At 32.0% G+C, this 15,653-nt stretch carries 11 protein-coding genes; 4 read left to right on the plus strand and 7 right to left on the minus strand.

All coding sequences use genetic code 11. The annotated features are described in order from the left end of the window. Positions 1 to 34 precede the first annotated feature (34 nt). Together H574_RS0102910 and H574_RS0102915 are read left to right on the plus strand one after the other, a co-directional pair. Positions 35 to 724 (plus strand): ComF family protein, encoded by a 690-nt coding sequence (locus tag H574_RS0102910; protein ID WP_027879119.1) that lies wholly within the window; start codon positions 35 to 37, stop codon positions 722 to 724. A 57-nt stretch (positions 725 to 781) separates the two neighbouring features. After that, positions 782 to 2,392, plus strand: a complete 1,611-nt coding sequence (locus H574_RS0102915) for an Ig-like domain-containing domain (protein WP_027879120.1) — start codon at positions 782 to 784, stop codon at positions 2,390 to 2,392. Here the strand turns inward: H574_RS0102915 and H574_RS0102920 are convergent. Further along, positions 2,379 to 3,164, minus strand: coding sequence for a nitrilase family protein (locus H574_RS0102920; RefSeq protein WP_027879121.1), 786 nt, complete (start codon positions 3,162 to 3,164; stop codon positions 2,379 to 2,381). The two genes, H574_RS0102915 and H574_RS0102920, sit on opposite strands and share 14 nt — an antisense overlap. Next, positions 3,164 to 3,685, minus strand: a complete 522-nt coding sequence (locus H574_RS14340; protein WP_027879122.1) for a hypothetical protein — start codon at positions 3,683 to 3,685, stop codon at positions 3,164 to 3,166. The genes H574_RS0102920 and H574_RS14340 overlap by 1 nt, the downstream gene beginning before the upstream one ends. A 97-nt stretch (positions 3,686 to 3,782) precedes the next feature. On the opposite strand from H574_RS14340, the gene H574_RS0102930 reads away from it, so the two are divergent. Continuing rightward, a complete protein-coding gene (locus H574_RS0102930) occupies positions 3,783 to 5,876 on the plus strand; it encodes a S46 family peptidase (protein ID WP_027879123.1) in 2,094 nt (697 codons plus the stop codon). Positions 5,877 to 5,921: 45 nt separating this feature from the next. Here the strand turns inward: H574_RS0102930 and H574_RS0102935 are convergent, their stop codons facing one another. The 5 genes from H574_RS0102935 to H574_RS0102955 all read right to left on the minus strand — a co-directional run bounded on the left by H574_RS0102935 (position 5,922) and on the right by H574_RS0102955 (position 14,258). Beyond that, entirely contained in the window at positions 5,922 to 7,691 is a 1,770-nt protein-coding gene (locus H574_RS0102935) for a MutS-related protein (protein WP_027879124.1), read from the minus strand. Between the two features lie 89 nt (positions 7,692 to 7,780). Continuing rightward, positions 7,781 to 8,527: a succinate dehydrogenase/fumarate reductase iron-sulfur subunit gene (locus tag H574_RS0102940; RefSeq protein WP_027879125.1), complete on the minus strand. Its 747-nt coding sequence runs from the start codon at positions 8,525 to 8,527 to the stop codon at positions 7,781 to 7,783. Between the two features lie 78 nt (positions 8,528 to 8,605). After that, complete coding sequence (locus H574_RS0102945) at positions 8,606 to 10,618, minus strand: fumarate reductase/succinate dehydrogenase flavoprotein subunit (RefSeq protein ID WP_027879126.1); 2,013 nt, start codon at positions 10,616 to 10,618, stop codon at positions 8,606 to 8,608. A 13-nt stretch (positions 10,619 to 10,631) separates the two neighbouring features. Then, positions 10,632 to 11,306 carry a succinate dehydrogenase cytochrome b subunit gene (locus H574_RS0102950; protein ID WP_027879127.1) on the minus strand — a complete coding sequence of 225 codons (675 nt, stop codon included), beginning with the start codon at positions 11,304 to 11,306 and terminating at the stop codon, positions 10,632 to 10,634. 108 nt (positions 11,307 to 11,414) lie between these two features. Further along, the gene (locus H574_RS0102955) at positions 11,415 to 14,258 is read right to left on the minus strand and encodes a WD40/YVTN/BNR-like repeat-containing protein (protein WP_027879128.1); all 2,844 of its coding nucleotides are present in this window, start codon (positions 14,256 to 14,258) and stop codon (positions 11,415 to 11,417) included. Between the two features lie 101 nt (positions 14,259 to 14,359). Here H574_RS0102955 and H574_RS0102960 point away from each other — a divergent pair, with 101 nt between their 5' ends. Further along, on the plus strand, positions 14,360 to 15,652 hold the full coding sequence (locus tag H574_RS0102960; protein ID WP_027879129.1) for an aminopeptidase P family protein: 1,293 nt from the start codon (positions 14,360 to 14,362) through the stop codon (positions 15,650 to 15,652). The last annotated feature ends 1 nt before the right edge of the window (position 15,653 follow it).

Below are 15,653 nucleotides of genomic sequence, written 5' to 3' on the forward strand. Positions count from 1 at the left end.
CATTATTTTCATTGAAGAATAAAATGAATATTCGATGCAAAATTTAATAAGAGATTTTATTAATGTTTTCTTCCCTTCAGTTTGTAACGCTTGTAAAAACTTACTTTATGATAATGAAGATTTTATATGTACAGATTGTAGACATAAATTACCAAATACAGAGTTTCATTTTAATAATGATAAAAGTATTGATAATGTTTTATACGGTCGTGTTGCTATAGAAAACGGTACTGCTTTACTTAGGTTTGAAAAACAAGGCACGGTACAATATTTAATACATCAACTTAAATACGGTGGCAATGAAAAAGTAGGTGAATTTTTTGGAAAATGGATAGGCACAGAACTTAAAACTATAAAAAGTTATAATGATGTAGATATAGTAATACCAGTACCCTTACATCCAAAAAAACTAAAAAAACGTGGTTATAATCAAGTTGAAAAATTTGGAAAAGAAATTGCTTACGCATTGCAAGCTGAATTTATAGATGATATTTTGATAAAAATTAGTGGTTCTTCAAAATCTCAAGCATCAAAAAAACGTCTTGAAAGATGGCAACTTAATAACGAACTTTTTTCTACTAAAAACATAGAAAAATTGAACAATAAACACATTTTATTAGTTGACGATATAATTACTACTGGAAATACAATAGAGTCTTGCTGCATACAACTTCAAAAAGCAAATAATATAAAAATAAGCATTGCTTGTATGGCAATAGCATAAAGGATTTTTCGTTAAGACATAAATATGTTGTTAATTTGTGCTTCTATTTGATTTTTTATGCAAAAACGTTGGATAAATTTTAGTTTTTATTTAATACTAGCACTTACTGCTATTAACTGTGCCAACCGTGGATCTATTGGTGGCGGACCAAAAGATGTAACTCCACCTGAAATAGTAAAAACTGTACCTGAAAATTACTCGACTAACTTTAACGCAAACGAAATAAGAATCTACTTTAATGAATATGTAAAAGTTAAAAATTTACAGAAGCAGTTAATTATTTCGCCTCCAATGGATATTCAACCAGAAATAACACCTTTAAGTTCTGCTAGTGAGTATATAAAAATTAAAATTTACGACATTTTAAAACCTAATACAACATACGCCTTTAATTTTGGTAATAGTATTGTAGATAACAACGAAGAAAACCCTTACGAGTATTATCGTTACGTCTTTTCTACCGGAGACTATATTGATTCTTTAAATGTTAAAGGAAGTGTGGTAGATGGATTAGACCGAATAACAGAATCTTTCATATCTGTTCATCTTTACGAAGTAGATTCTACTTACACAGACTCAATCATATATAAAGAAAAACCTAAATACGTCACCAACACATTAGATAGTACAACAAATTTTACTATCGAAAACTTAAAAGCTGGTACATACCGCTTAATTGCTTTAAAAGACAATAACAACAATAATTTATACGAGCAAAAAAGTGATAAAATTGGCTTTTTTGAAGATTACATTACCGTACCAGATACTTCTGCTAATTATCAACTTAAAGTGTTTAAAGAAGATTTAGATTATAAAGCATTTAAACCAAGATTAGTTGCAGGCGAAAAAATAGCATTTGGTTACCAAGGTGATTATACAAAAACTAAAATAGATGTATTATCCAAAGTACCTGAAGATTTTAAATTTAGAATTGTAAAAGAGCAAGACACAGATACTTTAAATTATTTTTACTACCCAAAATTAGAAGACACAGACTCTTTAATTTTTAAAGTACAAAACGATAAAATAATAGACACATTTACTGTTAAGCTTAAGGATAATTTAAAAGACTCTTTAAATCTAAGAGCAGAACCTATAAATACTATTGCTATAAACGAAAGTTTTAAATTAAAAGCTAATATCCCTATTACTAAAGTAAATAAGGATAACATTAGCATTATGGATAAAGACTCTGTATTTATTGATTTTGATACTAAACTTGACACATTACTAAATCATCTGGAAATCAAATTTGCAAAAGAAGAAAAAAGCCAATATAAAATAACAATTTTACCAGAAACAGTAACAGACTTTTTTGAAAACACTAACGACTCTTTAAATTACAATTTGCAAACTCCAGATCCTGATGCGCTAGGAGAAGCAAGAGTTTTAGTAAAAAATGCAACTTATCCTATTTTAGTACAACTTGTTAATGATAAAAGTGAAGTTAAATACGAAAAGTATAGTACAAAACCAGAACCATTAGATTTTTTCTATTTAAAACCAGGAAAATACTATTTAAGAGTTGTTTTTGACAGCAATAAAAACGGAAAATATGACACAGGTGATTTTTTAAGAAAAATTCAGCCAGAACGTGTAAGCTACCGTAAAAAAGAAGTCGAAATTAGGGTTGGTTGGAGTAATGTTGAAGAGTTTATTCTAAACTAAAACTATCTTTATCATCTAAAAAACGAAGTTTACTTCTTACATCATCAATATGTTTTTTGTTTAAAACTATTACTTCTACACCTTCAAAATTTGGCTGTATGGTTGAAAGTTTTTTACCTAAAGCATCATAGACTGCAGAGTGACCAGAATATTCATAGTTATTAGCATCTAAACCAACACGGTTAACACCAATACAATAACTCATGTTTTCTATTGCTCTAGCTTGTAACAAAGTATTCCAAGCATGTACTCTTATTTTTGGCCAATTAGCAACGTAGATTAATACATTATAATCTTCTTCAGCTATTCTTGTCCAAACAGGAAATCTTAAATCGTAACAAATTAGAGGTTGTATTTTAAAACCTTTATAATTTACGATGACTTTAGAATTTCCTCTTTTGTAAACCTTGTCTTCGCCTGCTAAAGTAAACGTGTGCTTTTTATCGTATGTGTCTACCAAACCATTTGGATGCACAAAAAATAATCTATTGTAATAATGGTTATTATCTTTAATTGCAACACTTCCGACAATAGCTGCTTGTTTTTGAAAAGCCATTTTCTTCATCCAAATAATGGTCTCTCCTTCTTCAGTTTCGGCAATATGTTCTGGCGTCATTGTAAAACCCGAAGTAAACATTTCTGGTAATACAATTAGATCTACATCTTGTGTAATTTCTTCAATTTTTTTGGTGAAATTTTCTCTGTTTTGATTGGGATTTTCCCACACCAAATCTGCTTGAATTATCGCAACATGTAGAGTATTTTGTTCCATTACAATTTTTTTAATTTCTTTTCTGCTTTGGCTACTTTATCATTAAGTTTTTCAATTTTTTTTAGCCATTTAGCTTCATCTTCTGTACTTAATTTTCCTTTTTTACTAAGTTTTTCATATTTAGATTGTGCTTTTTTAGCTTCTTTTTCGGCTTTTGCTAATTGTTTTTCTGCTTTAGCTTTTTTAGCAATTGCATTTTCTTTCTTTTTTAATGCTTTTTGCGTCTTTTTTTGTTGTTTTTCAAGCTTTTTTAATTGTTTTGCTTGTTTTTTGGCTTGTTTTTTAGCTTTTTCAGATGCCTTTTTCTCTAATTCAATTTGTTTTAATGCGTTTTGCTTTTCTTCAGCTAAATTGTATATTTTTTGCTGCTGCTCTTCATTTAAAGCATTAGTAATATCCTTACCATTAGACAATATTGTTTTATCATCTACTTGGTATTTTTTATCGTCTAAAGTAACCTCTTGTGCAAATGTAAAACCTGCACCAAATAGGATAATAATTAAAGTAATTATTGATTTCATTTATAAAATATTTAATACCTAAATATAAGTAATTGATGTTTGCTGGCTTACGCCTTTAACTAATTTTTTATATTTGAGTTTTAATAAACTAAATACAATGAGACTTATAAAATTTTTACTGCTTTTTATCACTTTTAGTGTATCTGCACAACAAGGTGGAATGTGGATTCCTTCGCTTTTGGATGGAATGAATGAAACCGAAATGGCTAACCTTGGAAGCATGCTTACTGCTGATGATATATACAGCGTTAACAAATCTAGTTTAAAGGATGCTATCGGTCATTTTAATGGTGGTTGCACTACCGAAGTGATCTCTCCAAAAGGATTAATTTTAACTAATCATCATTGTGGTTACAGTCAAATACAATCGCACTCTTCTTTAGAAAACGATTATATTAAAAATGGTTATTGGGCAATGAATTTAGATGAAGAATTGCCAAACGAAGGTCTTTTTGTCGAATTTATTGTACGTATTGAAGATGTTACTAACGATGTTTTAGCTGGTGTAACTGATGAAATGTCTGAGAAAGAAAAACAATCTGTAATTGACAAAAACAGCAATAAAGTTCAGACTTACTACGATATAGAACCTTGGCAAGACACTAAAGTTAAGGCGTTTTATAAGGGTAATCAATATTTTTTATTTATTACAGAACGTTTTGAAGATATTAGATTAGTTGGTGCGCCACCAGCAAGCATAGGTAAATTTGGTAGCGATACAGATAATTGGGTATTCCCGAGACATACCGGCGATTTTTCTTTATTTCGTATTTATGCAGATAAAAATAACAGACCAGCAAAATATAGTACAGACAACGTACCATACACACCAAAACATTATTTACCAATATCTTTAGATGGTATAGAAGAAGACGATTTTACCATGGTATTTGGTTTTCCTGGTCGTACAAACGAATATCTTCCTGCAGTAGCTATACAACACATCACACAAGAATATAACCCAAGCAATATTGCAATACGCGAAGCTGCTTTAAAAGTTATTGACGCCAACATGAAAGCTAACGATGAGGTACGTATTAAATACGCCTCTAAACAAGCAAGAATTGCTAACGCGTGGAAAAAATGGATTGGAGAAAATCTTGGTATCGAAAAAAGTAATGCAATAGCAGAACGACGTGCTTTTGAAGCTGAATTTACAAAAGCTTTAAAAGACAAAAATTTAGAAAGTAAATACGGAAACATTCTTCCTGAATTTGATCGACTTTATAAAGATTTTGCAGCAATAAACATTAAAAGAAGAAATTTTATTGAAGTATTTATTGTTACCAACGAGTTAATGACCATGACGCTTAGAGCTTATCAAATGGAGCAAGCTATTAAACAAAATCCTGATAATTTTGAAAAAGCTAAAGCGCGTTTTGCTTCAACTTTAAAAAGTATTCATAAAAATTATGATGTAAATGTAGATAAAGGTGTTTTTAAAAACGTTATGCCTTTTTACACACAAAAAGTAGACGCTTCTATTTATGATAAAACAGCTCTTACAGATTTAAACGACGCATTAAAACTTCTTGATGGTAAACCAAAAGACGTCCTTAAAAAGTTAAATAAAGACGTTGCTTATAAATATGCAAAAGCATTTATTGATGAGTTTTACAGCACAATAAACCCAGAATTTGAAACTAAAAACGCACCGATCACTGCTTTAGAAAAACAATACATGAAAGCTTTGATGGAAGCGTTACCTGATGCTAGATATTTTCCTGACGCTAACAGTACAATGCGTGTAACTTACGGGAAGGTAAAAGGCTATTCGCCTAAAGACGCAGTTTACTATATGCCAGTAAGCTACTTAGATGGTGTGATTGAAAAGTATGTACCTGGTGATTACGAGTTTGATGTACCACAAAAACTTTTAGACCTATACGCTGCAAAAGATTTTGGACAATATGCAGATGCAAACGGTAAAGTACCTGTTTGCTTTTTAGGCACCAATCATACCACTGGAGGAAACTCTGGTAGTCCTGCAATAGACGCAAATGGTAATTTAATCGGACTAAATTTTGATCGCGTTTGGGAAGGTACAATGAGTGATATGAATTACGATCCAGAAATTTGTCGTAACATAATGGTTGACGCTAGATATGTTTTATTTATCATAGATAAATTTGCTGGTGCGAAACACTTAATTGAAGAGATGGAATTAGTGCATCCTAAAAAAAATAAATAATCCTAATTTAAAAAAAAGCCGAAACTAAAAGTTTCGGCTTTTTTTTTAAACAATATTCATCTTCTTTAACAAGAAGCTAGCATTCATGTTTTGACAAATTCCCTTTTTAAAGGTGTAATCAAAAAATAGCTCATCATTAACTATTTGAGCATCGAAATAATAGTTTTTAACTGCTTGTAACTCTTTTTCTATTTCGCACAAACTTAAGTCGTGTGTAGCAATTATTCCTGTTGCTTTACTTGCCACCAATTTCTCTACAAACTTTTTACTACCAATAGCTTTATCTGTACTGTTTGTTCCTTTTAATATTTCATCTAAAATGATAAAATAATCGTCGGTTTTAATAGTTTCAACTATATATTTAAGTCTGGTAAGCTCACTAAAAAAGTAGGAACTATCATCTGTTAAAGAGTCTGTTGTGCGCATACTTGTTATTAACTTTACGGGACTATATTGACTTGACTTTGCGCAAACGGGCAAACCTACATTTGACATTACAATATGCAAAGATACAGTGCGTAAAAAAGTACTTTTACCAGCCATATTAGCGCCTGTAATTATAAAAAATTGTTGATTTTTAATTTCAAAGTCATTATCAACTCGCTTTTCTGACTTTAATAAAGGATGACCTAATTGCTCAACTTTAGTCGTTTGCTTGGTATCTAATATTTCAGGAAAAATATAATCTGGATTATTAAAAGTATAATTACCAAAACTGTTATAAGCATCAAAAAAACTAACCACTTCAAACCACTGTTCTACGGTATCATGATAATTTTCTATCCATTTTTCTATGGAGAAACTGTGTTTAATATCTGTCAAAAAATAACCGTTACCAAAAATGGCAGAAATGAAGTTATTACGATTATCTAATGCATCCATTGCTTTAGATAATTCTGTTAAAATCTCAGAAGCTTTTTTTGACTCTTGTTTTATTTTTTGTTGTTTATCTTTTAGTAAAGAGGCGTTAAATTTTTCGTTTTCAATTAACTTAAGTAGCAACGCGTATTGTCTAAACGTATCTCTTATTTTATCTGTGCTTGAAGCTAAACTGCTTAATTTTTTTAAATATTTACCAGTAATAAAAAAGCCAACAAAAATCCAGTATCCAAAATATTGTGGTTGTAAAATTTTAAAAATGACTAGTGCTAATAACACTAAAGATGAAATTCCGAAAACTAATGGAATATGCTTCATCCATTTTGGTAAAAAATTTTTATGATTATTTAAAAAATAAACGACTTGATTAACATCGGTTTCTACGTGTATTAAACTTGCTGTTGCTTGATATTCTTGACGCCAACTAGGTTTTTCGGCTAACTCTTTTATAGCTTGTTGTCTATCTTTTATATTTGTTATTTGATTAGCTTTTAACGCATTTGCTAGTTTTTCCTGTCCTTGTTTTGTTGCTGTTCTATCTAAAAACTGAAAAAATGATCCTCTACCAAACAAATCAATATCTAATGCATAATTATGATTAACATTTTGATATTGTTCTCCTTTGTCTTTATAGAAAAAATCTCCTGATATAATTCTAATTTCTTCCTCATTAATTGAAACTAACTGTTTATATAACAACAGTTGTTTTTTTATATTGGTATATTTAGATAATAGCAATAAAAACAGGCTCAATCCAAGTGTAGTTATAATTGAAAAAAATATCCATTCTCCAAAAAAACTATACAATCCAATTGTGGTAAGAATAAAAATCGAGAAGCGTAATAGACTTAAACCAAATAATTGCTTACTTAGTTTTGACACCTGATTAGAATAGTTTGTAATATTTTTTTGGTAAAAAGCAGAAGGTTGTTGCATATTCAAAATTAAAAAGTAAAGAAACAAAAAAATCTCAAGAAGCAAGCCTCTTGAGATTTTACTAATTATATCTTATTTTAGGTTATAAACTAACCTTTAAGACTTGCTTTTAAGTATTCGCTATTCATACGAGCTATGTTTTCTAAAGAGATTCCTTTAGGACACTCAACCTCACATGCTCCTGTATTTGTACAGTTACCAAAACCTTCTTCGTCCATTTGCTTCACCATGTTCATAACACGGTCTGTAGCTTCTACTTGTCCTTGTGGTAATAAAGCAAACTGAGATACTTTAGCACCAACAAAAAGCATTGCACTAGAGTTTTTACAGCTAGCTACACATGCACCGCAACCAATACATGTTGCTGCAGAAAATGCATCGTCTGCATCATGTTTATTTACAGGTATTGCATTAGCATCTATAGTATTACCAGATGTATTTACAGAGATAAATCCTCCTGCGTGCTGTATACGATCAAAAGCACTTCTATCTACAACTAAATCTTTAATTACAGGGAACGCTTTTGCTCTAAATGGCTCTATAAAGATTGTGTCACCATCTTTAAACATACGCATATGTAATTGGCATGTTGTTACGCCTCTATCTGGTCCATGTGCTTCTCCATTAATATATAAAGAACACATACCGCAAATACCTTCACGACAGTCATGATCAAACGCAACAGGCTCTTCACCTTTGTTAATCAACTGTTCGTTTAATACGTCTAACATTTCTAAAAAAGACATATCTGGAGAAATATCGCTGACTTGATAGTCAACCATTTTTCCTTTATCGTTGGCGTTTTTTTGACGCCATATTTTTAATGTTAAATTCATATATTCAGATTTTAGTATTGAGTATTGAGTATTGAGCGTTTAAATCTGTGTCTAACATCTCTTACCTCAATACTTAATCTATTTATAACTTCTTTGTTTTAACTCAATATCGTTAAATTCTAATTCTTCTTTATGTAGTTGAGCTTCACTTGGTTGCCCTTTGTATTCCCAAGCAGCAACATAAGCAAAGTTTTCGTCATCACGTTTTGCTTCACCTTTTTGTTCTCCACTTTCTTCAACAAAATCTTCTCTAAAGTGTCCACCACAAGATTCTTCACGATGTAATGCATCTTTAGCAAATAACTCTCCTAATTCTAAGAAATCTGCTACACGACCAGCTTTAGCTAACTCTTCATTAAATTCGTTAGCAGTTCCTGGTACTTTAACTTCTTTCCAAAATTCTTCACGTAAGGCTTTAATTTCTGAAATAGCTTCAGTTAATCCTTTTACGTTACGTGCCATTCCTACTTTATTCCACATGATTTTTCCTAATTTCTTGTGGAAATAATCTACAGAGTGCTTTCCTTCATTGTTTACAAAAAACTCTATACGTTCTCGAACGTTTTTTTCTGCTTCTTCAAATTCTTTAGATTCTGTAGAAATAGGTCCTGTTCTAATATCGTCTGCTAAATAATCACCAATTGTATAAGGCAATACAAAGTAACCATCTGCTAATCCTTGCATTAATGCAGACGCACCTAAACGGTTAGCTCCGTGATCAGAGAAATTAGCTTCACCAATTGCATATAATCCTGGTACTGTTGTTTGTAAATTATAGTCTACCCAAAGTCCACCCATTGTATAGTGTACTGCAGGATAAATCATCATTGGTGTTTCGTATGGATTTTGATCTACAATTTTTTCGTACATCTGGAATAAGTTACCATATTTAGTTTTGATAACTTCTTGCCCTAATTTTTTTACTAAAGCAGCATCGTTTTCGTCTAATCCTTTAACGTGTGCTTGCTCTTTACCGTAACGTGTTATTGCAGAAGCAAAATCTAAGTACACTGCTTCTCCTGTTGCGTTTACACCGTAACCTGCATCACAACGTTCTTTAGCTGCACGAGAGGCAACATCACGAGGTACAAGGTTACCAAATGCTGGGTAACGACGCTCTAGGTAATAATCTCTATTTTCTTCAGCAATTTCTGTTGGTTTTAATCGTCCTTCTCTAATTGCTTTTACATCTTCTATATTTTTTGGTACCCAGATACGTCCATCATTACGTAATGATTCTGACATTAACGTTAGTTTAGACTGATGATCACCTGAAACAGGAATACAGGTTGGATGTATTTGAGTATAGCATGGGTTTGCAAAGTATGCACCGCGTTTGTGTGCTTTCCAAGCTGCTGTTACATTACTTCCCATTGCATTTGTTGATAAGAAAAATACGTTTCCGTATCCTCCTGATCCTAAAACTACTGCGTGTGCCGAATGACGTTCTATTTCACCTGTAACTAAGTTACGTGTTATGATACCTCTTGCTTTACCATCTACTACTACAACATCAAGCATTTCATGACGGTTGTACATCTTTATCTTTCCACGTCCTATTTGACGGTTCATTGCAGAGTAAGCTCCTAATAATAATTGCTGACCTGTTTGTCCTGCAGCGTAAAATGTACGAGATACTAATACACCACCAAAAGAACGGTTGTCTAATAATCCTCCATATTCACGAGCAAAAGGTACTCCTTGAGCTACACATTGGTCAATGATATTTGCAGAAACTTCTGCTAAACGATATACGTTTGCTTCTCTAGAACGGTAATCTCCTCCTTTTACAGTATCGTAAAACAAACGGTAGTTAGAATCACCATCTCCTTGATAATTTTTGGCAGCATTAATACCACCTTGTGCTGCAATAGAGTGCGCACGTCTTGGTGAATCTTGAAAGCAAAATGCTTTTACGTTATAACCTAACTCTGCTAAAGTAGCAGCAGCAGATCCACCAGCTAATCCAGTACCAACAACAATAACATCAATAAGACGCTTGTTAGCTGGGTTAACTAAATTAATATTATTTTTATGATTAGTCCATTTGTCTGCAATTGGACCCTTAGGTACTTTTGAATCTAAACTCATAGTCAACTATTTTTTAGTGATTAAAATGGTGAAACAATGCAATAAAAATAAATCCTAACGGAATTAATATAGCATAGGCTTTACCAAAACCTTTTAATCCTTTTGTATATTTATTGTTAGCTCCAACTGACTGGAATGCCGAGTTAAAACCGTGAAGTAAATGCAGTGCTAAGAATACAAAACCTAAACAGTATAAAGCAACTCTCCAGATTGGTTCAAATTTATGCACTAACTCTTCGTAATATCTAAACTCACCATTAGGTAATGTTCCAGACATATCACCAACAATATACTTAGTATTGATTTCTGGAAACCAAAAATCGATAAAGTGAATAATTAAGAATACTAAAATGAAGCCTCCACTCCAGATCATATTTCTACTCATCCAAGTAGAATTTGCACTACCATTGTTTTTAGCATAGCTAATTTGACGTGCTTTCTTATTTTTAATTTCTAAAACAAATCCCATGATGAAGTGAAAAACTACCCCAAAAATTAAAACAGGCTGCAATACAAACTGTATTAACCAAAACGTACCCATGAAGTGTGATACTTCATTAAACGTATCTGGGCTAAAAACAGATAAGATATTGATTGCGAAGTGTTGAAGAATAAAAATCATAAGAAAGAATGCCGAAAGTGCCATAGCAACCTTTCTTCCTATTGAAGAATTTAAAATTCCGCTCATTGTGTATATGGTTATTTTTTCTTTTTACAAAGATAAGCCTCAGAGCAATTTATAACAAATTAAAAGCTTTATTTACGCTATTTAGAATGAGTTTAATTAACCTGAGTTTTACTTTACTTCAAACGTTTTAGATGTATTATTGATTTTTACAAAATACTTACCTTTAGGCAAATAAAATTTTCCGTTTTTAGCTTTATTAATAACAAGGGAAGCGTTTTCCTTTAAAAGCTTTTTCTTTGCTTTTTCTGTAATCTCTAAACCATAATCTACATAATTAAATCCTTTATTTAATTTAACATTATCACTATGTAGAACTGTACCTTTTTCTGTTACTATATTAAAATCTGCTTGACCTGAATTATTACTATAAAACTCGACAACTACTTTTGGTTCAAACGGTTTAGCCCATTTATTCCAACTACTTCCCCAACGTCCAGAATATCTAATATTATTTATATCAAAAATTGAAATGTTTTGAGATGCACTTTCAACATCATCATATTTTTGAAGATTAGCCACATTGGTTTTATAAATACTTCTTCCGTGTGTTGCCAACAACAAATCATTAGTGTCTTCATGAATCACTAAATCATGTACAGCAACTGCTGGTAAACCTTCAGAAAACGCTTGCCAAGTTTCACCTTTATTAAAAGATACATATGCACCGTTATCGGTTCCTAAATACAATATATTTTGATTTACTGGATCTTCTTTAATCACGTTTACTGGAGACATTGGTACGTTTGAAGAAATATTTTTCCATGTTTGACCATAATCATCAGATCTATAAATATAGACTGAGAAATCATCCCAACGGTAACCGTTTAATGTAGCATAAACACGTTCTTTTTTATGCGAAGATGCTATAACACGACTTACCCATAGATCTTTAGGAAAAGATGTAGAAATATTTTGCCAAGATGCTCCTCCATTTTTTGTTATATGAAGTAAACCATCATCGCTACCTGCATAAATTAACCCAAATTGAAATGGTGATTCACTAATACTAGTTAATGTGCCATAGGCTACGTTTCCTTTTTTACCACCTTTAGTTAAATCGTCGCTAATAGCTTCCCAAGTATTCCCTTGATCTAAAGAACGCATTAATTTATTACCTCCTAGATACAAAATATCCTGATTATGACTTGATAGTTGTATTGGAGTTTGCCAGTTAAAACGATAAGGGCTTTCGCCTAATTGATGCTTTGGTTGTATGTAAGTTTGCTCTTCGGTATCTAGATTTAGACGGTAATAATTCCCAAACTGATAACCTGTATAAACGATATTTGGATTACGGTTATCAATTTCAATTTGCATACCATCTCCTCCCATAATCATTTCCCAAGGGTATTGTCCATATTGTTGCCAACTTCTGTCTTCTGGTGCGTTGTTTGCACCTTTCCATACACCATTATCCTGCAAACCTCCATATACATTATATGGTGTTTGATTATCTACATTAATAGCATAAAATTGCCCAACGGATGGTGAGTTATTTTTTATCCAAGTTTCACCATCATCATATGTAATATTTACCCCACCATCGTTACCATTAATTAAATGATTTGGATTCTTTGGATTAATCCAAAGCGCATGATGATCTGCATGTACATTTTCTGCAGAAATCGAAGTAAATGTTTTACCTCCATCCTTAGATTTTAAAATAGGCACACCATAAATATATAGGTGTTCTTTATTAGCAGGTGATACATAAATATGTCCAAAATAGTATCCGTAACTATAATATAAATCTTCTATATAATCATCGTGAGTTTTACTCCAAGTTATTCCGCCATCAGTACTTTTATATACTTCTGCACCAATAACAGGCGTATCAAACAACATAGAGTTTGCATCTTCTAGATATGTTGCTATATCTGCAGGTTTTACATTACCGCTGCGCACCATTTGTTTAACGTTTTCTGCTCTGTATTTTTCTTGAAATCCGTTAGTCTTTAAAAAATTATTCAGCTTCTTATCTTCTAATTTTAAAAACACATCTGTAGTCATCGATTTAAAATCGTCTTTCTGCAAGCCGTTACTTTCATCTTTTTTACCTTCAGAAGGTCTTCTAAATTGACTATCATGTATAGCATAAACAATATTACTGTCGTAAACTGCTAATCCTATTCGACCAACACCATTCCCAGTAGGAAAACCACTTTTTTCTGTAGATACTTTTTGCCAAGTTTCACCTGCATCGGTACTTTTATAGATTGCTGAGTTATTTCCGCTTCCATCAAAATTCCAAGCTTTTCTATCTTTAGTCCAAGACGTAGCAAACATGATATTATAATCGTTTGGAGCATGTTGCATGTCAATAATTCCGCTAACATCATCTATATACAATGTTTTGGTCCATGTTTTACCTCCATCTTTAGTTTTGTAAACACCTCTATCTACGCTTTTAGAATACAAACTACCCGTTACACCAACAACCACTTCTTCTGGATTATTAGGATTAATTAATATACGTCCAACGTGTTGCGAGTTTGGTAAACCAACATGTTGCCAAGATTTTCCGTTATCAGTAGATTTAAGTATTCCTATACCAGCGTAAGACGATCGTGAGGCATTGTTCTCTCCAGTTCCTACCCAAATAGTTCTAGTGTTCCAATCTACAGCAATATCACCAACATTTTGGGTTTGCGCGTTGTCTAAAATAGGCGTAAAAGACGTACCATTATTTGTAGTGTGCCAAACGCCACCAGATGCGTAACCAACATAAAATTCGGTTGGATTTTCTGGATTTACAGCCAAATCTACCACGCGACCACTCATAACTGTAGGTCCAATATTTTCAAAAGGTACATTTTTAACTAAAGAAGCGTTTACAAGTTCTTTTTTATTAATTAAAGCTTGTTGTACCTCTCTTGAAGTCGTTAAGTTTTGTTGTGCTTCAGCACTAAAAGTAAAAAGTGCTGTTAAGATTAACAGAAGTTTAAGTTTCATAGTTAGTATAATTTTCTTTAAAGATAATTAATCTTCTTATTTTTGAAGTAAATAAATAGATAATAACTTTTCGCTTTCGCGGAAAGTAAAACAATATCATAATGAAATACCATAAAATAGAGAAAGAACTTTTTATAAAAAACCGTAAAAATTTTGCTGCAAAAATGCTTCCTAGCAGTTTAGCAGTTTTTAATTCTAACGATATTTATCCGATTGGTGCAGATAGCACGTTACCATTTCAGCAAAATCGAGATCTTTTTTATTTAAGCGGCGTAGATCAAGAAGAAAGTGTACTTGTTATTTTTCCTGATTGCCCAAACCCAAAACATCGCGAAATCTTATTTTTAAAAGAAACTAACGAACATATTGCTGTTTGGGAAGGCGAAAAATTAACCAAAGAAAAAGCGTTTGAAACTAGCGGTATCAAAACCGTATACTGGTTACAAGATTTAGATAAAATCTTATTCGAAATCATGACGCAATGCGATACTGTTTACATTAATACTAATGAGCATTACCGTGCTAATGTTGAAACCGAAACACGCGAAGACCGTTTTACAAAAAAACTTAAAGACCGTTTTCCTGCACATCGAGTAGCAAAAAGCAACCCTATTTTACAACGATTACGCTCTGTAAAAGATCAAATTGAAATTGACTTAATACAAAACGCTTGTAATATTACCGAAAAAGGTTTTAGACGTATTTTAGAGTTTGTAAAACCAGGTGTTATGGAATTTAACATTGAAGCCGAGTTTATGCATGAGTTTTTAAACAATCGCTCTCGTGGTTTTGCATACACGCCAATTGTTGCATCTGGAAACAATGCTAACGTATTACACTACATAGAAAATAATCAAGAGTGTAAAGCTGGTGATTTAATCCTTTTAGATGTTGGTGCAGAATATGCTAATTACAGTAGTGACATGTCTCGTACTATACCTGTGTCTGGTAAATTTACAGCACGTCAAAAAGAAGTTTACAACGCTGTAAACCGTGTAAAAAATGAAGCTACAAAACTACTTACACCAGGAACCATTTGGGCAGATTACCACGTAGAAGTTGGTAAATTAATGACTAGCGAGTTAATAGGTTTAGGCTTATTAGACAAAGCAGATGTACAAAACGAAAACCCAGATTGGCCAGCTTATAAAAAATACTTTATGCACGGTACGTCTCACCACATGGGATTAGACACACATGATTACGGTATTTTAACCGAGCCTATGCAAGCTAATAATGTTTTTACTGTAGAGCCTGGTATTTATATACCAGATGAAGGTTTTGGTATTAGATTAGAAGATGATGTAGTTATCCAAGAAACAGGAGAACCTTTTAACTTAATGAGAAATATCCCAATTGAAGCAGATGAAATTGAGGAGATTATGAATAAATAAT

It is taken from the genome of Mesoflavibacter zeaxanthinifaciens DSM 18436, from assembly GCF_000422365.1.
Lineage (GTDB): Bacteria > Bacteroidota > Bacteroidia > Flavobacteriales > Flavobacteriaceae > Mesoflavibacter > Mesoflavibacter zeaxanthinifaciens.